Below are 18,619 nucleotides of genomic sequence, written 5' to 3'. Positions count from 1 at the left end.
GGCAAGGTGCCATCATTGTCCGGCAGAAGCGGCCTACCGGCGTTGATCCGAATCAAGAAGGTGCCGGGTCGCCGGCGTCAGTCGATGCTTGGCAAGCCGAAGAAGGCGCGGGCGCTGGCCGTGCTGTGGCGGGCCAGGTCGTTCTCGCTCTCGCCACGGTGCAGCGCCACTTCGCGCAGCACTTCGCCGAGGAAGGCCGGTTCGTTGTGGCCGTGCTTGGGCTTGGGCCGCAGGCTGCGTGGCAGCAGATAGGGCGCGTCGCTCTCCAGCATCAGGCGGCCACGGGGGATGTCGCGCACCAGCGGGTGCAGGTGGGTGCCGCGGCGTTCGTCGCAGATCCAGCCGGTGATGCCGATATGCAGGTCGAGGTCCAGGTAGCCATAGAGGGCGCGCTTCTCGCCGGTGAAGCAGTGCACCACGGCGGCACTCAACTGGTCGCGGAAGGTCTTCACGATGGCCAGCAGGCGTTCGTCAGCGTCGCGTTCGTGGAGGAACACCGGCTTGCCCAGCTCCACCGCCAGGGCGAGTTGTTCTTCAAGGGCCTTTTCCTGTTGCGGACGTGGCGAGAAGTCGCGGTTGAAGTCCAGGCCGCATTCACCCACGGCGCATACCCGCGCTTCGCCCAGCAGGGCGCGCAATTGGCGCGGGCTGTCGCTGTTCCAACTGCTGGCTTCGTGAGGGTGGACGCCGGCGGTGCTGAACAGGCGTTGGCCGCTCTCGTCGAGTTGCTCGGCGGCCAGCAGGGCCTTCTCGCTGTCTTCCAGGCTGGTTCCGGTGAGCACCATCTGGCAGACGCCGGCGGTGTGCGCGCGCTCCAGAACGGCGCGGACATCGCGGGCGAGGCTGGGGTGGGTCAAATTGACGCCGATGTCGATGAGTTGCATGGTGCTACCTCGGGTTGGAGGCGGGCAGCATAGCAAAGCCCGTGTCGATTAAAAAAAATCCAGTATTTACAGGAACTTGTCTGCATATGTTGAAGTCGATACCACGCTTTGACTGGCTTCGGGCGCCCAGCTGTGACACGCTCCGCGCCCCTCGCTCGCCAGCCAAGGACTCGCGGCGCGGCGCTGTCCGATCGGGCGCGCGCGAATGAGTGCCCAGTTCCTGGAGAATCGATGACGCGACCGCTGCTGTTCTTCCTCTGCCTGTTGGCGCTGCTGCCGCATCCGGCCAACGCGCGCCTGGCAGGGCCGCCGGACGTCTGGCAGCAGCCGGCCGAGGCCCGCGATCTGGCGCAGATACGCCGCAGCGGCGTGCTCAAGGTGCTGGTGAACCAGAGCCGCAACAGCTCGGGCGAGGTCAAGGGCGAGCCGGTCGGTGTCGAGTACCACCGTATCCGTGCCTTCGAACAGTTCCTCAATCGCACTGCCCGCGACGGGCGTGAAATCAGGCTGAAGATCATTCCCAGGGCCAAGGATCAACTGCTGGCCGCGCTGCAGCGTGGCGAGGGCGACCTGGTGGCGCCGGGGGAGTTGATCGCCCAGGGCGTCGGCACTACGGTCAGCGCCAGTGCGCCCTTGCGCAAGGATGTGCCGTTGGTGCTGGTCAGCCGCCAGGGCCAGCGCCGCTACCAGCGCCTGGAACAGCTGTCCGGACGCAGCATCTCGTTGCCGGTGGGCAGTGCCGCCGGCGAAGCCTTGCGTCAGGTGAACGAGAGGCTGGCGGCGCGCAAGTTGGCGCCCGTCGTCATCGAATGGGTCGACCCGAGCCTGGCAGTGGAGGATGTGCTGGAAATGGTCCAGGCCGGCATCTATCCGCTGACCGCGGTCGAGCAGCCGATCGGCGAGCGCTGGGTCAAGGTGATGCCCAGGCTGCGTCTTGATAAACATCTGGTATTGGATCGACAGGGCGACATGACCTGGTTCGTGCGCCGCGATGCGCCGACGCTGCGCGCCAGTGTCGACCGCTTCCTCGCCGGATACCGGGTGCCGGACGACCAGGACGCCGCCTTCCAGCGGGTCTACCGACGTCTGTACAAGGTGCATTACCCGCTGGCGCGCAACGAGCTCCAGCGCCTGGAGCGGGTGCGTCCGGTGCTGCAGCGCTACGCCGACCAGCACGACTTCGATTGGCTCAGCCTAGCCGCGCTGGCCTACAAGGAGTCCAGCCTGAATCCGGCGGCCAGGGGGGCCAGCGGCGCCACCGGACTGATGCAGATCACCCCCGGCGCGGCGCGTAGCGTCGGGGTGGGGAATATCCAGAAACTCGATAACAACGTGCAGGCATCGGCCAAGTACCTGGCTATGTTGCGACGCAACTTCTTTTCCAGTGCAAGGCTCGACGAGCGTGAACGCATGGCCTTCGTCCTGGCGGCCTACAACCTCGGTCCGCAACGGGTCCAAGGTATGCGCGCGGAAGCCCGGCGGCGTGGTCTGAACCCCGATCGGTGGTTTTTCCAGGTGGAGCGCATCGCCGCCGAGCAGGCTGGCATGGGGGTGGTGAGCTACGTCAATAGTGTGAACAAGTACTACCTGGCCTTTGACCGCGAGCGTTATCGACTGGAGCCTTTGAAAAAGGGGAGTAAAACGCGTAAATAATCGGTTTATTCGATTATTTGGTCGAGAATTTTGCGATTTTAATATCAAAAAATTCTACTAAGCTTGTGCTCATCGACTCCCACAACACAAGGAACACCTCGATGAGCAGCCCGATCAAAACCATCCTCGCCACCAACGCCGGTTACGGCATCACCCTGTTGCGGATCGTCACCGGCCTGACCTTCATGGCCCATGGCGCGCAGAAACTTTTCGGCATGTTTGGCGGTTATGGCCTGGCAGGAACCGGGCAATGGATGGAAAGCATCGGCCTGGCTCCGGGCTACCTGATGGCCCTGATGGCCGGCAGCGCCGAGTTCTTCGGCGGTGTGGCCCTGGTGATCGGCCTGCTGGTGCGTCCGGCTGCCGCGGCGCTGATCGTCGCGATGGTGGTGGCGGTGTTCAGTGTGCACTGGGCCAGCGGCTTCTTCATCACCAACGGTGGTTATGAGTACGCCATGATCCTCGCCCTGATCAGCGCGACCCTGCTGATCGAAGGCGCCGGCAAGATGTCCCTGGATCGCAATATCGCCAGCTGAGTTTCGGCTTGGAGAAGAGAGGCCCGCTTTGGCGGGCCTTTTTCGTTTCAGGGCAGCTTCTTGCGCGCGGCCGCCAGCTCGGCCGCGGCCTGGAGGCGCAGGCGCTCCTGCGGGCTGAAGCCTTCCTCTTCGAGGCGGCTGATGGCGGTGGCCTTGTCGCTATCGCTCAGGCCTTCGCTGGCTTCGATGCGGCGTCTTTCCATGAGGTAGACCTGCAACCGCTGTTGCCAATGCAGGCGTTGCTGGTCCAGGGCTTCCAGTCGACTCGTGGCTTCGGCACCCACCAGTTGCTGGCGCAGCTGGCGGATCTGCTCGGGGCTGCCTCCCGCAGCCTGCAGTGCGCCCACCTGGACCCGGAGTTCGGCCTGCAGTTGGCTGGCCGCCATGGCTTGCAGGTCGTCCGGCAGGTTGCCGCGCAACTGGTCGATGGCCGCCGCCTTGGCCGCCGGTTCCAGGCGAGCGTCTCGCTGGATGGCCAGGCGCTGCAGGGTGAAGGTGTTGTAGGCCTCTTCTTTGGCGAAGAACGCCTGGTGGGCTTCGCTGCTGAAGATCCGCGCCCGCAACGCCTGCACCGCCGCTTCGCGCTGGCGCAGGGCGGCAAGGTCGGCCAGCAGCGGCAGGTCACGCTCCAGTCGCACCAGTTGACGCTTGTAATCGAGGTACTGGTCGAGCAGGGCCAAGGCCTGGCCTTCGGCTGGCGCATCCAGTTGCCCGTCGATGTAGCCGCGCAAGCGCTGGATGCTGGCGGTCAGGGACTCTTCGCCCTGGGTGCTGAGGAAGTAATCGAAGATGCGCCGGATGTCTTCGCTGACCAGCAGGTTGCCGGCGCCATCGAGTCGGAAGCGGCCGTCCACCTCTGTGCCCGTCAGCGATGCGGGCAGGCGCCCGGTGGTGCTTGGCGGACTGCTCGCGACCGGGGCGGCGGGGGCTGTCGCAGCCGGGGCAGGGGCGGCCACGGTGGCGTTCGGTGGCGTGACGCTGGAGGAGGCTGGCGCCGGTCGGCCGCCCCATTGCAGCAGGATGGCGAGGGCGCCGGCGAAGGCGAGAGGGAGCAGCAAGAGGCGTTTTTTCACGGGGCACTCGGCAGTCTGGGGAGGTGCGGGGCCCTCGAGCCCCGCGGGCAGGGCTCAGAGCCCGTCGTTCTTCAGCCGGTTGGCCTGTTGACGATAGACGGTGACCGGATCGGTTTCGAACAGGCTGGTCAGGCCCAGGGTCTGGTTGACTTCGTCCAGGTGGTTCATCCGGTAATCGTCGCGGATGACTTTGCCCAGGTGCGAACTGCAGCGACCCACCAGGCCGTCGTTGGCCTCGCCGTTGAAGGTCAGGGAACTGGCGCCGAGCATCACGTCGCTGACATCCAGGACGTTGGTCAGTGGGCTGGTGCCGCTCCAGGAGTAGTAGCGTACGCCGTTGACCTGATAGGCACCTTCGCCGCAGGCCGTGGTGGGCACGCCCTGCGGGAAGCGCGCGTTGAATGCGGCGGCACCCTGGCTGTTGAGCGAGGCAAGAGCGCCGAGGGCGTTCTGCTGGAGGTCGCTGCTGCTGCCGGAGAGAACGTTGATCAGCGCTCCCAGGCCGTTGACGATGCCGGCCAACAGCATTTCGCCAGCGGACCCCGGCGGCACCTGGCGGAGGAAGTCAGCGGTGGCCGAGCCTTTGTGTGGTGCGCCCACGCTGGTGGCGGAAGCGACCAGGTCCGGCCGCACGGCGGCTACGTAGCGGATCGTCGGGCCACCGTGGCTGTGGCCGATCAGGTTGACCTTCGGGCTGCCGCTGATGGCGACGATTTCCTCCACTTGTTCCAGCAGTTCCTCTCCGCGCGCCTCGGTGGTGTTCAACTGGCTGACTTCGGTGACGTAGACACGGGCACCATCGCGTCGCAGGGCGGAGGGAATGCCGTACCAGTAGTCGATGCCGAGGAGGTTGTCGAATCCGAGCATGCCGTGGGTGAGGACGATCGGGTAGCGGGTCTGGGTATAGCCACTGGAGCCGAACCAGAAGGCGTGGGCTTGCCCGGAGGCGGTGAGGCCGCCGGCAAGGCAGAGGGCGAGCAGGGTCTTGTTGTGCTTCATGTGCGCTCTCGACTGTTGTGCGTGGGAGGGCCTGACTGCATTCCCTGGCTTGGCCACGCCCTTCCTGGGCGTGCACTTCAAGCAGGGCCGCGGGCAGGATCCATGCCATTCGCGGCACGCCGTCGCCAAGTGCTCTGGGGTGGGGACTTCGCGGATGTTTACAACCGTTCACCTGAAAATGCTGACCAGTTTCCTGTTACGTGGCGAAACGTCAGGCTGGGGTCGAAGGCCGCAATGGCCAACGCCCGAGGGCATGGTAGCGGGAGCCTTTGGCGGTGTTTTCCGAGGCAAAGAGGGCGAATTCGGTGGCCGGCCAATCGAAGGTTGGGGTTTCCGCCGCGGGAAGCCGTGGGCAATGACGGGCCAGGGTCAGGTGGGGTTTGAACGGGCGGCTTTCCAGCTGGAATCCGGTGGCCAGCAAGCGCTCGCGCAGGCCCTGTTCCAGCTCGAGCAGCGCGGCTGGCAGCTTGCTCGGCGCCAGGTGCAGAAGGCCATTCTTCCAGCGCGCCAGGCGGTCCAGGTGCAAGGTGAAACGGGTGCCGTGCAGGCTGGCGGCCAGGGTTTCGAGCGTCTCGAGCTGGCCTCGCGGTTGCGAGCCGAGAAAGGCGAGGGTGAGATGCAGGTTTTCGGGGGCCACGGGCTTGCCGTCGATGGGGGTGCGGGCGCGCCAGTCGATGATCTCGTCCACCAGTTGCGGGCAGCAGGGAATGGCGAAGAACAGGCGCAGCGGCGGGGTGCTCATGGGCGTCTTCCGGGGCGGATTGGTCGCCTTGACAGTATTGCGCGGGCTTCTCTAGGATGTCGCCCCATGCGCCGATTTAGTCAGCTACTTGCGGGGCGCGGAAGTCTTCACGGGCTTCGAAATACCGCTAAAACGCTGGTTCGGTGTCGCCTCTCACCGCTGCCCAGCGGGACCCCACGAGGCGGAGACATGACACCATGACCTGTCCCCAACCCCTGCTCCGACTGGCCCCGATCACCACCGGGCTGGTATTGCGCAACCCCCGAATCCTGCTCGGTGGCTCCCACCAGCCGACCCTCCTGCGTTATCTCGAAGGTTGGCCCAAGCGCTGGGGTCGCCAGCGCAACTTCCTCATCCAGTTCGTCCGCGATGGCGAGTCGCTGGCACGCTTTGCCAGCGACAGCTTCGACATGGCCGTGATCCAGACGCCTGCCGCCGAAGCCTTGCCGGCAGTGCTCGGGCAACTGGTGCGCGTGGCGCGCCAGGGAATGATCACCCGCCGCTGACAGCTCGGGCCGGGGGGGGCGATGACGCCAGCACCCTAGGGATACTCGATCTCGACCACGTACCAGGTCTTTTCCCCGGTCGGGGTGCTGACCCGCACTTCAGCGTCCAGCGCCTTGCCCATCAGGGCGCGGGCCAGGGGGGAGTCGATGCTGATCAGGTTCTGCTTCAGGTCGAATTCGTCGGGGCCGACGATGCGGTAACGGGCCTGCTCGCCTTCGTCATCTTCCAGCGTCACCCAGGCGCCGAAGTAGACCTTGCCGGGATCGGTCGGGCGCTCGCGCACCACCTTCAGGTTTTCCAGGCGCTTGGTGAGGAAGCGCACGCGGCTGTCGATCTCCCGCAGCATTTTCTTGCCGTAGGTGTACTCGGCGTTTTCCGAGCGGTCGCCCTGGGCGGCGGCCTCGCTCACCGCCTGGGTGACCTTGGGCCGGCGCACGTGCCACAGCTCGTGGAGTTCGGCGCGCAGGCGCGCTTCGCCCTCCGGGGTGATCAGGGGCGTTCCGGCAGTGCGGGGTGGGCGGTAGCGGCTCATGGCGGTCCTGCGGCAATTCGGGAGGCAAAGCCTATCAAGCTTCGCGCAGGACCGTCAGTGGGCTGGCGTTGAGCGCGCGTCGGGTGCCGATCACTCCGGCGGAACCCACCAGCAGGGCACCCAGCAGCGGCAGGACCAGCAGCCAGGGGTGGGGTTGCCAATCCAGGTCGAAGGCGAAGCGGTAGAGCAGGAAGCTGACCAGTTCGCAGCCGAGGGCGGCGAGCAGACCGCTGCAGGCGCCGAGCAGTGCGAATTCGGCGCGTCGTGCCTTCACCAGCAGCTGGCGTTCGGCCCCCAGAGCACGGAGCAGGGCGCCCTGGCGGATGCGTTCGTCCAGGGTGGACTGCAGGCCGGCGAACAGCACCGCGAGCCCGGCAGCCAGCACGAAGAGCAGGACGAACTCCACCGCCAGGGTGACCTGCGCGAGGATGCTGCGCAGTTGCGCGAGGATCGCTTCGACCTGTAGCAGGGTAACGGCGGGGAAGGCGCGGGACAGGGCCACCAGGTCGCGGTCGTGGCGCGGCGGCAGGTAGAAACTGGTGAGGTAGGTGACGGGGAGGTCGGCCAGGGTGTCCGGGGCGAAGATCATATAGAAGTTCGGCTGGAAACTGTCCCAGTCCACCTCGCGCAGGCTGGTCACCTGGGCGTCGCGCTGGAGGCCACCGACCATGAAGGTCAGGCGATCCCCCAGCTTCAGGTCGAGGCTTGCGGCGAGCTTGGCTTCCACCGAAACGCCCGGCAGCACGGTGCGCGGCAGGTCGCTCCACCAGCGGCCGGCCACCAGGCGATTGTCGCTGGGCAACTGTGCCGACCAGGTCAGGCTGAGGTCGCGTTGTACCGCGCGTTCGCCTTGGGAGTCCTTGCTCACCCGTTGCCGCACCGGTTCGCCATTGATGGTGGTGAGACGGCCGGGGACTACCGGGTAGAGCGGCTCGGGATGAGGGGACAGGCTGGCCAGCCTGCTGGCGAAGGCGTCCCGTTCGGCGGGCAGGACGTTGAGGGCGAAATGGTTGGGCGCGTTCGCCGGCAACTGGTTCTGCCAGGTGTCCAGCAGTTCGCCGCGCAGCAATGCGATCAGCGCCATGGCCAGGAGGATCAGGCCGAAGGCCAGGGACTGCCCGGCGGCGGCCAGCGGGTGGCGCAAGAGTTGACCCAGGCCCAGCCGCCAGGGCAGGGCGGCATTGACCAGCAGCCGGCGCATGCCCTGCAGGCCCGCCAGCAACGCACCGCCCAGCAGCAGGGCCGCGATCAGGCCGCCGCCGAGCAGGGCCAGGGTGAGCTTCAGGTCCAGGCTCAGGCGCCACATGATCAGTCCGAGGGCCAGCAGCGCGGCGCCGTATACCAGCCAGGCACTGGGCGGCAACGGCAGCAGGTCGCGGCGCAGGACGCGTAGCGGCGGGACCCGGCCCAGGGCGGCCAGGGGCGGCAGGGCGAAACCGGCCAGGGCAAGCAGGCCGGTGGCGATGCCCGCCAGCGCCGGTACCAGGCCTCCGGAGGGGATCACCGCTGGCAGCAGGCCTCCCAGCAGCTTGAACAGCACCACCTGGGCCAGCCAGCCGAACAGGGCGCCCAGGGCGCTGGCCAGTAAGCCCAGCAGGGCGAGTTGCAGGCCGAATAGAAGCAGGGCTTCGCGGCGGGTCAGGCCGAGGCAGCGCAACAGCGCGCTGGCGTCGAAACGGCGGGCGGCGAAACGGGCCGCGGAGAGGGCCACGGCAACGCCGGCGAGCAGCACGGCGGCGAGGCTGGCCAGGTTCAGGTAACGTTCCGCGCGCCCCAGGGCACCGCCGATCTGGCGATTGCCCTGGCGGGCATCCTCCAGTCGCTGGTTGGCCTCCAGGCCGGTTTCGATCGTCGCCCTGTAGCGGGTCAGGATTTCGCTCGGGCCGCTCCAGAGCTCGCGGTAGCGGACACGGCTACCGGGTTGGACCACGCCGGTTGCGTCGAGGTCGTCCAGGCTGATCAGTACCCGTGGCGTCAGGCTGTAGAAGTCGCCGGCGCGATCCGGCTCGTAGGTCAGGACGCGGGACAGGCGCAGGGTCTTCTGGCCGACCTCGATGCTGTCGCCCGGGTTCAGGTTCAGGGTGGCGAACAGCCGCGCTTCGGCCCAGGCTTCGCCCGGCGCCGGTCCGCTGCCGCTGGTTTCTTCGCCATAGGGTCGTGCGGCGCTCTTCAGTTCGCCGCGCAGCGGGTAGGCCCGGTCCACAGCCTTGACACTGGACAACTGGATGCCGTTGTCGGTAGCGATGACGCTGGAGAACTCGACGGCGCGGGCATGCTTCAGGCCCAATTGCAGGCCGCTGTCGATCTGCTCGGTGCGCGCGGGAGACGAGCCGCTGAGCAGCAGATCGGCCCCCAGGAATTCGGTGGCACGCAACAACATGGCCGCATTCAGGCGGGCACTGAAATAACCGATGGCACTGCTGGCGGCGACCGCCACCAATAGAGAGAAGAACAGCACGCGCAACTCGCCGCCGTGGGCATCGCGCCACAGCTGGCGGGCGGCCATTGCCAGGAGGCGGGTGAGGGGCAGACGACGCATCAGGGCTCCATCTGCTCGACCAGGCGGCCGCCTTCGAGGCGGATCAGGCGGCGGCAACGGTGGGCCAGGCGCTCGTCGTGGGTCACCAGCACCAGGGTGGTGCCGCGTTCCTGGTTGAGTTGGAAGAGCAGGTCGCTGATGCGCTCGCCCGTATGGCTGTCGAGGTTGCCGGTGGGTTCGTCGGCGAACAGCACGTCGGGCTCGTCGGCGAAGGCGCGGGCGATGGCAACGCGCTGTTGCTCCCCGCCGGAAAGCTGGCGGGGGTAGTGGCTGAGACGTTGGCCCAGGCCGACCCGTTCGAGTAGCTCTCGGGCGCGAGAGCGGGCATCGCGGCGGCCTTCCAGCTCCAGCGGCAGCATCACGTTTTCCAGGGCGTTGAGATTGTCCAGCAACTGGAACGACTGGAATACGAAGCCGACATGCTCCGCGCGTACCCGCGCGCGCTGGTCCTCATCCAGGCCCGACAAGGCCCGTCCGGCCAGTTGCACTTCCCCCGCGCTGGGCAGGTCGAGCCCGGCGAGCAGGCCGAGCAGGGTGGACTTTCCCGAGCCGGAACTGCCGACGATGGCCAGGCTGTCACCTTTACCGAGGCTCAGGGAGAGGTCGTGAAGGATGGTCAGGTCGCCTTCCGCGCTGGGAACCACTTTGCTAAGGTTCCGCGCATCGAGAATGCTTGCGCTCATGGAGAATCCAATGCGTGCCTGGTTGTTGGGCGGCTGCCTGTTCCTGTTGCTGTCGGCGCAGGGGGCCATGGCGGGGACTGTGCTGGTCGTCGGCGATAGTATCAGTGCCGCTTTCGGGCTGGAATCCAGCCAGGGCTGGGTGTCCCTGCTGGAAAATCGCCTGGCCGAGAAGGGTTACGAACAGCGTGTGGTGAACGCCTCGATCAGTGGCGATACCAGTGCTGGCGGGCTGTCCAGGCTTCCCGCCCTGCTTGCGGAGCACAAGCCGGAACTGGTGATCATCGAGCTCGGCGGCAACGATGGGTTGCGTGGTCAGCCCCCCGCGCAATTGCAACAGAATCTTGCGTCGATGGTCGAGAAGTCGCGGCAGGCCGGGGCCAAGGTGCTGCTGCTGGGCATGCGTCTTCCGCCCAACTATGGTCTGCGCTACACCACGGCTTTCGCCAATGTCTACAGCACTCTGGCGGCGGAGAAGCAGGTACCGCTGGTGCCGTTCTTCCTCGAAGGGGTGGGTGGGGTGCCGGAAATGATGCAGGCCGATGGCATTCACCCCCGGGCCCAGGCGCAGCCACGGCTGCTGGACAATCTCTGGCCGGCCCTGGAACCCTTGCTCTGACGCTTTTCCCGCGGCCCGCTTTCGGCTAATGTTGCGCACCCTCCCTGGAGTCCTCCATGCCGCGCCCCGTCTGGTCCCTGTTTGGCTACAAAGTGATAGAGCCCGACGAGCAACTTGACCTGTTCGCTTGCCGCGAAGTGCGCCTGCACTTGGTGGCACGTCAACTCGAACTGGGTGGTTTCGCTGATCGGACGCTTTGCGGTGGGCTGCTGCCGGCGCAACCGCGCTGGAGTAATCTTGAACAGGACCTGCTGCGCGACCGGCGCCTTTGCGCGAACTGCCGTTCTACCCTCGACGCCCAGCGTCAGGGGTTGCACTCGGTCTGGTCGGAGGCCTGAGGGCTCCCGGCGCTCGCTGCGCCGGTGTAGAATTCCGAGTCTTTTAATCAGTCAATTTGTCAAGGATTCCCGGATGTTGCCGCGCTTTATAGCCGTCGCCCGTTCCCTGTCAGTAGCGTCCCTGCTGGTGGCAGGTCCTGTTGCAGCCCTCGAGCTGCCCCTGCCGCCGCCCGGCGAAGACATCGTCGGGCAGGTTCAGGTCATCAAGGCCAAGTATGAAGACACCTTCGCTGACCTCGGTGTTGCCAATGACCTGGGCTACCTGGAAATGGTCGCGGCCAACCCGGGCGTCGATCCCTGGTTGCCGGGCGCCGGCACCGAGATCATCCTGCCGACCCGCTACATCCTGCCGCCGGGGCCGCGCGAGGGCATCGTGATCAACCTCGCCGAGTACCGCATGTATTACTTCCCGAAAGGGCAGAATGTGGTGCATACCTACCCGCTGGGTATCGGCCGCGAAGGTTGGGGTTCGCCTATCGCGCACACCACGATCACGGCCAAGACCTCCAACCCGGCCTGGTATCCGCCCAAGTCGATCCGCGAAGAGCATGCCGCCGATGGTGACCCGCTGCCCGCGGTGGTGCCGCCGGGGCCGGACAACCCGCTGGGACCGTTCAAGTTCAAGTTGGGCGTGCCGGGTTACCTGATCCACGGTTCGAACAAGAAGTTTGGCATCGGCATGCGTGTCAGCCACGGCTGCTTCCGCATGCTCAACCACAACGTGCTGGCCCTGGCGTCCATGGCACCGGTGGGGACGTCGGTACGCATCATCAACGAGCCCTACAAGTTCGGTGTCAGCGGCGGCAAGATCTACCTTGAGGCGCACGCACCGCTGGACGATCATGGCGATCCGTCCGTGGTGGACAAGCACACCGCTGTGATCAACGCGCTGCTCAAGCGTGAGGATCTGGTCAACACCCTCCGCCTGGATTGGGATGTGGTGCGTGAGGTGGTTGCGGCCGAGGACGGTCTGCCGGTGGAAATTGCCGAGCCTGGTTCGGCGGTTGCGGCCAATACGCCCAACACCGAGTTCTAAGCGAAAAGTTGCTTGAAGAAGGCCCGCTGCGCGATCCGCCAGCGGGCTTTTCTTTTGCCGGCTGGTTGGCGAATTCCTGTCGGACGCCGGGTAATGAGGAAGTGTCTGGGGAGTTGGCGAAAAAGTTCGGGCAATAAAAAAGCCGACCCAGCGAACTGGGTCGGCTCTATAGCCAGAAGGCTATTACTTGCGGCTGGCTTTTTCCAGCATGCGCAGGGCGCGCTCGTTAGCCTCGTCAGCGGTCTGCTGGGCTTTCTGAGCGGCGGCCAGAGCTTCGTCAGCCTTGCGGTAGGCTTCGTCAGCACGGGCTTGAGCGCGAGCAGCTGCGTCTTCGGTAGCAGTCAGGCGAGCTTCGGTTTCTTTGGATACGCTGCTGCAACCGGTGGCCAGAACTGCGGCCAGAGCCAGAGCAGAGAATTTCAGAACGTTGTTCATCGTGTTCCCCTTAAGGTGGACATTTCCATAAAGCAATTCCCCGAGCTTGGGAAATTAGCCGGCGTACATACTACCCATAACTTGTAGTAAGTAAACTGACCTTGTGCAAGGCAGGCACATTTTTTTCAGCTTGCCGGCTAACTCGGAAGCGAATAACGGGTTCGCTGATCAAAAAACAGCCAGCATGATTGTTATTTGATCAGTCGAAATGGCAAGTGTAGGCCCAGGCTGGCGACATGGGCAGACCCCTGTACCCTCTTCTGACAGGCGTTATCCGGCCCTCGGCCGGGACCGTTTGTTCATGACCGGATCCTGCTTTGAAAATGGAACTTTTTCAGAGAACCGGGAATTATCTTCATCTATACAAAGAACTGTCGTGGTAGTGCTGCGGGGCAGGCTGATAAGCTTGTCCAGCTTCCGATTTCCATAGCGAAGCGCAGACTTCAAGGACGTCATTTATGTCGAAGATTCTCAAGTGGGGAGTGCTGGCGGTTCTGGCCGTGGGGCTGATCATCAAGTTGTCGCTCTGGTGGTCGGTCAGGTCGATCATGGACGACGCAATCAGCAAGTTGTCGCCGGCAATGGATATCACCTATGGCGGCATTACTTCCTCCTTCGATGGTCGGGTCGGCCTCGAGAACCTGCAACTTCGTGTTCCAGCCCTGGGGGACAGTCTGCGAGTGCGACAGGCCGAACTGAAGTTCAAGAGCCTGCGCGAACTCCTCAGCTTCAAGGAGCGCCTGGCCGAGGGCAAGTTCCCCGAGCAGATGGCGGTGAGTCTGCAAGGCATTGCCCTGGACGTGCACGGGCCTTTCATGCAGCAGCTGTACAACACGCCGACGGAGCGCAGCGTATTCACCGCGATGAGCGAAGTGGCTTGCGGCACGGTGCGTCATATCGGCACCGACGAACTGCTGGAGATGGGCTATCGCACCCTGGAGACGGATGCGGAGTTCTCTTACCTGTTCCAGCCCGGCGCGCAGAAACTCAGCTTCAATCTGACGTCCGATACGCGTGACATGGGCGAAGTGCGTCTCACCTTGTCGTTGTCTAACATGTCGGAGACGCCGGGCGACCTGCGGGTCAATCCTCCGCACCTGTCCAGCGTGATTTTCGAGCTGAACGACAACCAGTACCAGCGCAAGGTCCAGCAGTTCTGCGCGAGCAAGCTCGGCCAGTCCGCCGATGTCTATCTGAAAACCTCGGTGCAGCAATTCGACACCGTGATGCGCAGTCAGCGGGTTGCCCTGGGGCAAGCCATGCTGGATGCCTACGGCCGTTACCTGAAGGACCCGCAATCGCTGCGGGTCGAGTTGACGCCGAGCGAAGGCATGGCCTGGGATGGCCTGCAGTTCTTCGAGGCGATGGATGTGGTGAGCATGCTGCGTCCGGCGGTGCTGGTGAACCAGGAGCTGGTGCAGCCAGTCGAATTCACCTGGGTCGACCCGGCTGCGGCGCGAAACGAGCCGGCGGCTCTGGAGAAGATCACCGCCGTGAAGGATAACGAAGATGGCGAGCGTGCCGTCCAGCGGTATGAGTTCGTCAACGTTGCCGACCTGCCGGACTATGCCGGCAAGCGGCTACAATTCATCACCTTCGATGGTGCCTACTACCAGGGTGTATTACACAAGGTGGAGAACGGGAGGGCGTACCTCAGTGTGCAGTTCGGTTCGGGCTCAGCCGAGATGTTCCTTCGGTTGGAAAAGATAGATAAGGTACGGGTAAAGTTTTAGATCCTCAAAGGAGAAGTGATGAGCGAGGCATTGTCCATCCACCATGACCAGGCAGGTCATCAGTTCGAGACCACCGTGGACGGTCATCGTGCGTACCTGGCCTACATGGACCTGGGTAAGCAGACGTTGGACATCTATCGCACGTTCGTGCCGAACGTCCTGCGCGGTCGTGGGATCGCCGCGGCGTTGACCGAATCCGCCCTGGAATATGCCGAGGACCACGGCTATACCGTGATCCCATCCTGCTCCTACGTAGAACGCTACATCGAGCGCCGCCAGCGCCAGTCCCAGCACAACGGCTGAGCAGTGTGCAATAGAAAACGCCGGGCAATTGCCCGGCGTTTTCGTTTCTGCCGCCGCTCAGCGCGGTCGCTTGGGCAGCACGTCCTTGAGCTTGGCGTGCATGCTGCGCAGGGTTTTCTCGGTGGTGTCCCAGTCGATGCAGGCGTCGGTGATGGAAACGCCGTACTTCAACTGGTCAAGGTCCTTCGGAATCGATTGGTTGCCCCAGCCCAAGTGGCTTTCCACCATCAGGCCGACGATGGAGTTGTTGCCTTCGAGAATCTGGTTGGCGACGTTGTCCATGACCAAGGGTTGCAGCGCCGGATCCTTGTTGGAGTTGGCGTGGCTGCAGTCGACCATGATGTTCGGGCGGATGCCGGCCTTGGTCAGTTCCTGTTCGCAGATGGCGACGCTGACCGAGTCGTAGTTCGGCTTGCCGTTGCCGCCGCGCAGCACTACATGGCCATAGGCGTTGCCCTTGGTGGTGACGATGGAGACGCCGCCTTCCTGGTTGATGCCGAGGAAGCGGTGCGGGCTGGATACCGATTGCAGGGCGTTGATCGCCACGGTCAGGCTGCCGTCGGTGCCGTTCTTGAAGCCGACTGCGGAAGACAGGCCGGAGGCCATTTCGCGGTGGGTCTGGGATTCGGTGGTGCGGGCGCCGATGGCCGACCAGCTGATCAGGTCCTGCAGGTACTGCGGAGAGATCGGGTCCAGGGCCTCGGTGGCGGTGGGCAGGCCTTTCTCGGCCAGGTCGCGCAGCAATTGGCGACCGATGTGCAGGCCGTCCTGGATCTTGAAGGAGTCATCCAGGTAGGGGTCGTTGATCAGGCCTTTCCAGCCCACGGTGGTGCGCGGCTTTTCGAAGTACACGCGCATCACCAGGAAGAGGGTGTCGGACAGCTCGGCAGCCAGGCCCTTGAGGCGATCGGCATATTCGTGGGCGGCCTTGATATCGTGGATGGAGCAGGGGCCCACCACCACGAACAGGCGATGGTCCTTGCCATCGAGGATATTGCGGACCACCTGGCGACCGGTGGCGACGGTGCGCAGGGCGTCATCGGTCAGGGGGATTTCGCGCTTCAACTGCTCCGGCGTGATCAGGGTCTCGTTGGAGGCAACGTTAAGGTCGTCGATCTGTAAATCAGCCATCGTGCTTTTCATCGGTCAGGGTCGTCAGGTCACGGGTGCAGGCCGCCAGCGATCCCCGTAGGGCGGAGAGCACAGCAGTAAAAACGCGGCGGGGAGGGGAACCTTAACGCTTTCCACGCAAGCTCGACAATGGCGAATGCACGCCTGGAACGTGGAAATCACACGATTTCAGACCGGGGCGAAGTCCGCCGCGTGCAGGGCGATCCATTCCTGTGCGACCGCTTCGGGCGGCAAAGCATGGCCAAGGGCTTCTTCGCGCTGCTTGCGGTACTGCTCGATCAGGCAGATCTGTTCCACCATCCGTGCGCGGAACAGGTTTTCCGCGTCGGTGAAGGCGATTCCGATCATGTAGTCATCGACCTGCTTGCGGCACCAGGCGACCGTGCCGGAAAAGCGCGCCTGCTCACCCAGCATCGGGATGCAGAGCTCGATGGCGGTGCCGCGCCGAAACGCACGTGCGGAGTTGCACGCGACCCCACCCAGGCTGATATTGTGCAGCCGCTGCAAAGGCAGGCGCCTGCCCTTGCGCGGAACCAGCTCCACGGGCATCTCCGTGGGGTGACGCAGGAACTGACGCATGACCGCTGACTCCCGATGCCTCGAATCCGGCATTGCACAGGACACTATAGTGCTCGAGGTTGAACTGACCGATCTCGACGCCGATCGCCGTCTGCTTGATCTGCCCGGCACCTCCCTGGTGATCTTCACGAGTACCGGCTGTGCCGCGTGTCGCTGGGCGCGTCGGCACTTGCCGGGAACGGGCCTGCCGGTCGACCGATTGTGCTGGATAGATGCCGGCGATAATGGTGGCCTGGTCCAGCGTTATGAGGTATTCCACCTGCCTGCGATGTTCGTGGTCCGAAACGGCCTTTTCCATGGCGCGCTGCACGCCAGCCTGCGGCGCGACGATCTGATTCAAGCCCTGGACCGGGCGCTGGCCCGGCCGGCAGAGGAGCTTCCCTAGATGAGTTCAAGCAAACCGCGCATCGGCATCATCGGTACCGGCGCCATTGGTGGCTTTTATGGCGTGATGCTGGCCCGTGCCGGCTTCGACGTGCATTTCCTGCTGCGCAGCGAGTACGACGCCGTGGCTGCGCGTGGCCTGCAGTTGAACAGCGCGGTGCATGGCGCCCTGGCACTGTTCCCGGCCCAGGCCTATCGCGATGCCGCTGACATGCCGCCGTGCGACTGGCTGCTGGTGGGCGCCAAGACCACCAGCAACGCCGCGCTGGCGCCGGTCATCGCCCAGGTCGCGGCGCCGGGGGCGAAAGTGGTGCTGCTGCAGAACGGCCTGGCGGTGGAAGATGAACTGCGCCCGCTGGTGCCCGAGTCCCTGCACCTGCTCGGTGGCCTTTGCTACATCTGCGTGCACCGCTCGGCACCGGGGGTGATCGAGCATCAGTCCCTGGGCGCGGTGAACCTCGGCTACCACTCCGGTCCAGCCCGGGATGAAGCCGAGCGCCTGGCGCTGACCGAAGAGGGCTCTGGTCTGTTCAAGGCCGCCGGCATCGACTCCGCCGCAGTGGCCAACCTGGATCAGGCACGCTGGCAGAAGCTGGTCTGGAACGTGCCTTACAACGGGCTGTCGGTCCTGCTGAACGCCGGAACCACGGCGCTCATGGGCAATGCCGACAGTCGCGAGCTGATCCAGGCGATCATGCAGGAGGTGGTCGAAGGCGCCACCGCCGTCGGCCATCGCATTCCGGACAATTTCGCCGATAAGCTGCTGGCGTCCACCGATCGCATGCCTGACTACCTGCCGAGCATGTACCACGACTTCGCGCAGAAGCGCCCGCTGGAACTCGGCGCCATCTACGAGGCCCCGCTGGCGGCGGCGGCCGCCGTTGGGTTCGAGATGCCGCGCATCCGTGCGCTCTACCAGGCGCTACGCTTCATCGACGCACGCAACCAGGGCTGAGAGGCGGATTTCCATGGGCAAAGGGCTGGGTGACAAGCTGGTACTGGCGATTTCCTCGCGGGCGCTGTTCGACCTGGCGGAAAGCCATCGGGTCTACGAGGCGGAAGGTATAGAGGCCTACCGTCAGTACCAGATCGACCACGAGGATGAAGTCCTGTCCCCTGGTGACGCGTATCCGCTGGTGGAGAAGCTGCTCGGCCTGAACGAGTCGCTTGGTCAGCAGCGGGTGGAAGTCATCCTGGTTTCGCGCAACAGCGCCGATACCGGGCTGCGCGCCTTCAATTCCATCCAGCACTACGGCCTGGGCATCTCCCGCGCGGCTTTTGTCGGCGGGCGCAGCCCGGAGCCCTACCTGCGTGCCTTCGGCTGCCACCTGTTTCTCTCCACCCATGCCGAGGATGTGCGGGGGGCGCTGCAACGCGGCTATGCCGCCGCCACTATTCTTTCGGGTGGGCCGCGGCGGGCGGCGAGCAACGAGCTGCGCATTGCCTTCGACGGTGACGCGGTGCTGTTTTCCGACCATTCCGAACGTATCTACCAGACTGGCGGCCTGGAAGCCTTCCAGGCCCACGAGCGCGACTCGGCCCGCGAGCCGTTGGATGGCGGGCCGTTCAAACCCTTTCTCGCCGCCCTCAACAAGCTGCAGCAGGAGTTTCCGGCCGAAGCCTGTCCGATTCGCACCGCGCTGGTCACCGCGCGGTCGGCGCCGGCCCATGAGCGAGTCATCCGCACCCTGCGTGAATGGAATATCCGCCTGGACGAATCGTTCTTCCTCGGCGGCCTGGAGAAGGCCGCGATCCTCGAAACCTTTGGTGCGGACGTGTTCTTCGACGATCAGGCCGGGCACTGCGAAAAGGCCCGCGATGTGGTGGCGACCGGCCACGTGCCACATGGGGTGAGCAACGAGCCACAGATCTGACCGGGTTCTGTCCGAAAACGGCCTGCGCGCCTTGCCTGGCCG

21 protein-coding genes are annotated in these 18,619 nt (G+C 64.8%); 11 read left to right on the top strand and 10 right to left on the bottom strand.

The window, feature by feature from the left end:
• Positions 1–77: 77 nt before the first annotated feature.
• On the bottom strand, positions 78–884 hold the full coding sequence (locus PJW05_RS15120; RefSeq protein WP_271407831.1) for a TatD family hydrolase: 807 nt from the start codon (positions 882–884) through the stop codon (positions 78–80).
• A gap of 231 nt (positions 885–1,115) precedes the next feature.
• Here PJW05_RS15120 and PJW05_RS15115 point away from each other — a divergent pair, with 231 nt between their 5' ends.
• Both PJW05_RS15115 and PJW05_RS15110 read left to right on the top strand, forming a co-directional pair.
• Entirely contained in the window at positions 1,116–2,537 is a 1,422-nt protein-coding gene (locus tag PJW05_RS15115; RefSeq protein WP_271407830.1) for a transglycosylase SLT domain-containing protein, read from the top strand.
• 101 nt (positions 2,538–2,638) lie between these two features.
• Entirely contained in the window at positions 2,639–3,073 is a 435-nt protein-coding gene (locus tag PJW05_RS15110) for a DoxX family protein (protein ID WP_271407829.1), read from the top strand.
• 47 nt (positions 3,074–3,120) lie between these two features.
• Here the strand turns inward: PJW05_RS15110 and PJW05_RS15105 are convergent, their stop codons facing one another.
• From PJW05_RS15105 to thpR, 3 genes are all read right to left on the bottom strand, one after another.
• Positions 3,121–4,146, bottom strand: coding sequence for a lipase secretion chaperone (locus tag PJW05_RS15105; protein ID WP_271407828.1), 1,026 nt, complete (start codon positions 4,144–4,146; stop codon positions 3,121–3,123).
• A 54-nt stretch (positions 4,147–4,200) separates the two neighbouring features.
• Positions 4,201–5,145: a triacylglycerol lipase gene (locus PJW05_RS15100; protein WP_271407827.1), complete on the bottom strand. Its 945-nt coding sequence runs from the start codon at positions 5,143–5,145 to the stop codon at positions 4,201–4,203.
• Between the two features lie 211 nt (positions 5,146–5,356).
• Positions 5,357–5,887 (bottom strand): RNA 2',3'-cyclic phosphodiesterase, encoded by a 531-nt coding sequence (gene thpR, locus PJW05_RS15095; protein ID WP_271407826.1) that lies wholly within the window; start codon positions 5,885–5,887, stop codon positions 5,357–5,359.
• Between the two features lie 197 nt (positions 5,888–6,084).
• On the opposite strand from thpR, the gene PJW05_RS15090 reads away from it, so the two are divergent.
• Positions 6,085–6,393: a class I SAM-dependent methyltransferase gene (locus tag PJW05_RS15090; protein WP_271407825.1), complete on the top strand. Its 309-nt coding sequence runs from the start codon at positions 6,085–6,087 to the stop codon at positions 6,391–6,393.
• Positions 6,394–6,428: 35 nt separating this feature from the next.
• Here PJW05_RS15090 and greB read toward each other — a convergent pair whose 3' ends face one another.
• The 3 genes from greB to PJW05_RS15075 are packed head-to-tail and all read right to left on the bottom strand — an operon-like array spanning position 6,429 to position 10,148.
• Positions 6,429–6,926 carry a transcription elongation factor GreB gene (greB, locus tag PJW05_RS15085; protein WP_271407824.1) on the bottom strand — a complete coding sequence of 166 codons (498 nt, stop codon included), beginning with the start codon at positions 6,924–6,926 and terminating at the stop codon, positions 6,429–6,431.
• Between the two features lie 34 nt (positions 6,927–6,960).
• A complete protein-coding gene (locus PJW05_RS15080) occupies positions 6,961–9,465 on the bottom strand; it encodes an ABC transporter permease (protein ID WP_271407823.1) in 2,505 nt (834 codons plus the stop codon).
• Entirely contained in the window at positions 9,465–10,148 is a 684-nt protein-coding gene (locus tag PJW05_RS15075) for an ABC transporter ATP-binding protein (RefSeq protein ID WP_271407822.1), read from the bottom strand. Before PJW05_RS15075 ends, PJW05_RS15080 begins: the two co-directional genes overlap by 1 nt.
• Before the next feature lie 10 nt (positions 10,149–10,158).
• On the opposite strand from PJW05_RS15075, the gene PJW05_RS15070 reads away from it, so the two are divergent.
• The 3 genes from PJW05_RS15070 to PJW05_RS15060 all read left to right on the top strand — a co-directional run bounded on the left by PJW05_RS15070 (position 10,159) and on the right by PJW05_RS15060 (position 12,138).
• Positions 10,159–10,764, top strand: a complete 606-nt coding sequence (locus tag PJW05_RS15070) for an arylesterase (RefSeq protein WP_271407821.1) — start codon at positions 10,159–10,161, stop codon at positions 10,762–10,764.
• Positions 10,765–10,820: 56 nt separating this feature from the next.
• Positions 10,821–11,102 carry a hypothetical protein gene (locus PJW05_RS15065; protein WP_271407820.1) on the top strand — a complete coding sequence of 94 codons (282 nt, stop codon included), beginning with the start codon at positions 10,821–10,823 and terminating at the stop codon, positions 11,100–11,102.
• A gap of 73 nt (positions 11,103–11,175) precedes the next feature.
• A complete protein-coding gene (locus tag PJW05_RS15060; RefSeq protein ID WP_271407819.1) occupies positions 11,176–12,138 on the top strand; it encodes a L,D-transpeptidase family protein in 963 nt (320 codons plus the stop codon).
• A 183-nt stretch (positions 12,139–12,321) separates the two neighbouring features.
• On the opposite strand, the gene oprI is transcribed toward PJW05_RS15060, so the two are convergent.
• A complete protein-coding gene (gene oprI, locus PJW05_RS15055) occupies positions 12,322–12,573 on the bottom strand; it encodes an outer membrane lipoprotei OprI (RefSeq protein WP_003448337.1) in 252 nt (83 codons plus the stop codon).
• Positions 12,574–13,031: 458 nt separating this feature from the next.
• On the opposite strand from oprI, the gene PJW05_RS15050 reads away from it, so the two are divergent.
• Both PJW05_RS15050 and PJW05_RS15045 read left to right on the top strand, forming a co-directional pair.
• Positions 13,032–14,306, top strand: coding sequence for a hypothetical protein (locus PJW05_RS15050; protein WP_271407818.1), 1,275 nt, complete (start codon positions 13,032–13,034; stop codon positions 14,304–14,306).
• Between the two features lie 18 nt (positions 14,307–14,324).
• Positions 14,325–14,609 carry a GNAT family N-acetyltransferase gene (locus tag PJW05_RS15045; RefSeq protein WP_271407817.1) on the top strand — a complete coding sequence of 95 codons (285 nt, stop codon included), beginning with the start codon at positions 14,325–14,327 and terminating at the stop codon, positions 14,607–14,609.
• 57 nt (positions 14,610–14,666) lie between these two features.
• On the opposite strand, the gene PJW05_RS15040 is transcribed toward PJW05_RS15045, so the two are convergent.
• Together PJW05_RS15040 and PJW05_RS15035 are read right to left on the bottom strand one after the other, a co-directional pair.
• Positions 14,667–15,740, bottom strand: coding sequence for a 3-deoxy-7-phosphoheptulonate synthase (locus tag PJW05_RS15040; RefSeq protein WP_271407816.1), 1,074 nt, complete (start codon positions 15,738–15,740; stop codon positions 14,667–14,669).
• Positions 15,741–15,908: 168 nt separating this feature from the next.
• Positions 15,909–16,319, bottom strand: a complete 411-nt coding sequence (locus PJW05_RS15035) for a PilZ domain-containing protein (protein ID WP_271407815.1) — start codon at positions 16,317–16,319, stop codon at positions 15,909–15,911.
• Here PJW05_RS15035 and PJW05_RS15030 point away from each other — a divergent pair.
• Genes PJW05_RS15030 through PJW05_RS15020 form a run of 3 tightly spaced genes read left to right on the top strand, consistent with a single transcriptional unit; the run spans position 16,318 to position 18,577 of the window.
• Positions 16,318–16,704, top strand: a complete 387-nt coding sequence (locus PJW05_RS15030) for a thioredoxin family protein (RefSeq protein ID WP_271407814.1) — start codon at positions 16,318–16,320, stop codon at positions 16,702–16,704. The two genes, PJW05_RS15035 and PJW05_RS15030, sit on opposite strands and share 2 nt — an antisense overlap.
• Complete coding sequence (locus tag PJW05_RS15025) at positions 16,705–17,658, top strand: putative 2-dehydropantoate 2-reductase (RefSeq protein ID WP_271407813.1); 954 nt, start codon at positions 16,705–16,707, stop codon at positions 17,656–17,658. It begins immediately after the preceding gene.
• Between the two features lie 13 nt (positions 17,659–17,671).
• The gene (locus PJW05_RS15020) at positions 17,672–18,577 is read left to right on the top strand and encodes a 5'-nucleotidase (RefSeq protein ID WP_271407812.1); all 906 of its coding nucleotides are present in this window, start codon (positions 17,672–17,674) and stop codon (positions 18,575–18,577) included.
• Positions 18,578–18,619 lie beyond the last annotated feature (42 nt).

The organism is Pseudomonas sp. Q1-7 (genome assembly GCF_028010285.1).
Classification (GTDB): domain Bacteria; phylum Pseudomonadota; class Gammaproteobacteria; order Pseudomonadales; family Pseudomonadaceae; genus Metapseudomonas.
Note: the sequence above shows the minus strand (reverse complement) of the source record. Positions and strands in the feature narration are given on the sequence as shown.

Coding starts and splice junctions, on each gene's coding strand:
- PJW05_RS15120 (WP_271407831.1), bottom strand. CDS start 884: ATGCAACTCATCGACATCGGCGTCAATTTGACCCACCCCAGCCTCGCC.
- PJW05_RS15115 (WP_271407830.1), top strand. CDS start 1,116: ATGACGCGACCGCTGCTGTTCTTCCTCTGCCTGTTGGCGCTGCTGCCG.
- PJW05_RS15110 (WP_271407829.1), top strand. CDS start 2,639: ATGAGCAGCCCGATCAAAACCATCCTCGCCACCAACGCCGGTTACGGC.
- PJW05_RS15100 (WP_271407827.1), bottom strand. CDS start 5,145: ATGAAGCACAACAAGACCCTGCTCGCCCTCTGCCTTGCCGGCGGCCTC.
- thpR (WP_271407826.1), bottom strand. CDS start 5,887: ATGAGCACCCCGCCGCTGCGCCTGTTCTTCGCCATTCCCTGCTGCCCG.
- PJW05_RS15090 (WP_271407825.1), top strand. CDS start 6,085: ATGACCTGTCCCCAACCCCTGCTCCGACTGGCCCCGATCACCACCGGG.
- greB (WP_271407824.1), bottom strand. CDS start 6,926: ATGAGCCGCTACCGCCCACCCCGCACTGCCGGAACGCCCCTGATCACC.
- PJW05_RS15080 (WP_271407823.1), bottom strand. CDS start 9,465: ATGCGTCGTCTGCCCCTCACCCGCCTCCTGGCAATGGCCGCCCGCCAG.
- PJW05_RS15075 (WP_271407822.1), bottom strand. CDS start 10,148: ATGAGCGCAAGCATTCTCGATGCGCGGAACCTTAGCAAAGTGGTTCCC.
- PJW05_RS15070 (WP_271407821.1), top strand. CDS start 10,159: ATGCGTGCCTGGTTGTTGGGCGGCTGCCTGTTCCTGTTGCTGTCGGCG.
- PJW05_RS15065 (WP_271407820.1), top strand. CDS start 10,821: ATGCCGCGCCCCGTCTGGTCCCTGTTTGGCTACAAAGTGATAGAGCCC.
- PJW05_RS15060 (WP_271407819.1), top strand. CDS start 11,176: ATGTTGCCGCGCTTTATAGCCGTCGCCCGTTCCCTGTCAGTAGCGTCC.
- oprI (WP_003448337.1), bottom strand. CDS start 12,573: ATGAACAACGTTCTGAAATTCTCTGCTCTGGCTCTGGCCGCAGTTCTG.
- PJW05_RS15050 (WP_271407818.1), top strand. CDS start 13,032: ATGTCGAAGATTCTCAAGTGGGGAGTGCTGGCGGTTCTGGCCGTGGGG.
- PJW05_RS15045 (WP_271407817.1), top strand. CDS start 14,325: ATGAGCGAGGCATTGTCCATCCACCATGACCAGGCAGGTCATCAGTTC.
- PJW05_RS15040 (WP_271407816.1), bottom strand. CDS start 15,740: ATGGCTGATTTACAGATCGACGACCTTAACGTTGCCTCCAACGAGACC.
- PJW05_RS15030 (WP_271407814.1), top strand. CDS start 16,318: ATGACCGCTGACTCCCGATGCCTCGAATCCGGCATTGCACAGGACACT.
- PJW05_RS15035 (WP_271407815.1), bottom strand. CDS start 16,319: ATGCGTCAGTTCCTGCGTCACCCCACGGAGATGCCCGTGGAGCTGGTT.
- PJW05_RS15025 (WP_271407813.1), top strand. CDS start 16,705: ATGAGTTCAAGCAAACCGCGCATCGGCATCATCGGTACCGGCGCCATT.
- PJW05_RS15020 (WP_271407812.1), top strand. CDS start 17,672: ATGGGCAAAGGGCTGGGTGACAAGCTGGTACTGGCGATTTCCTCGCGG.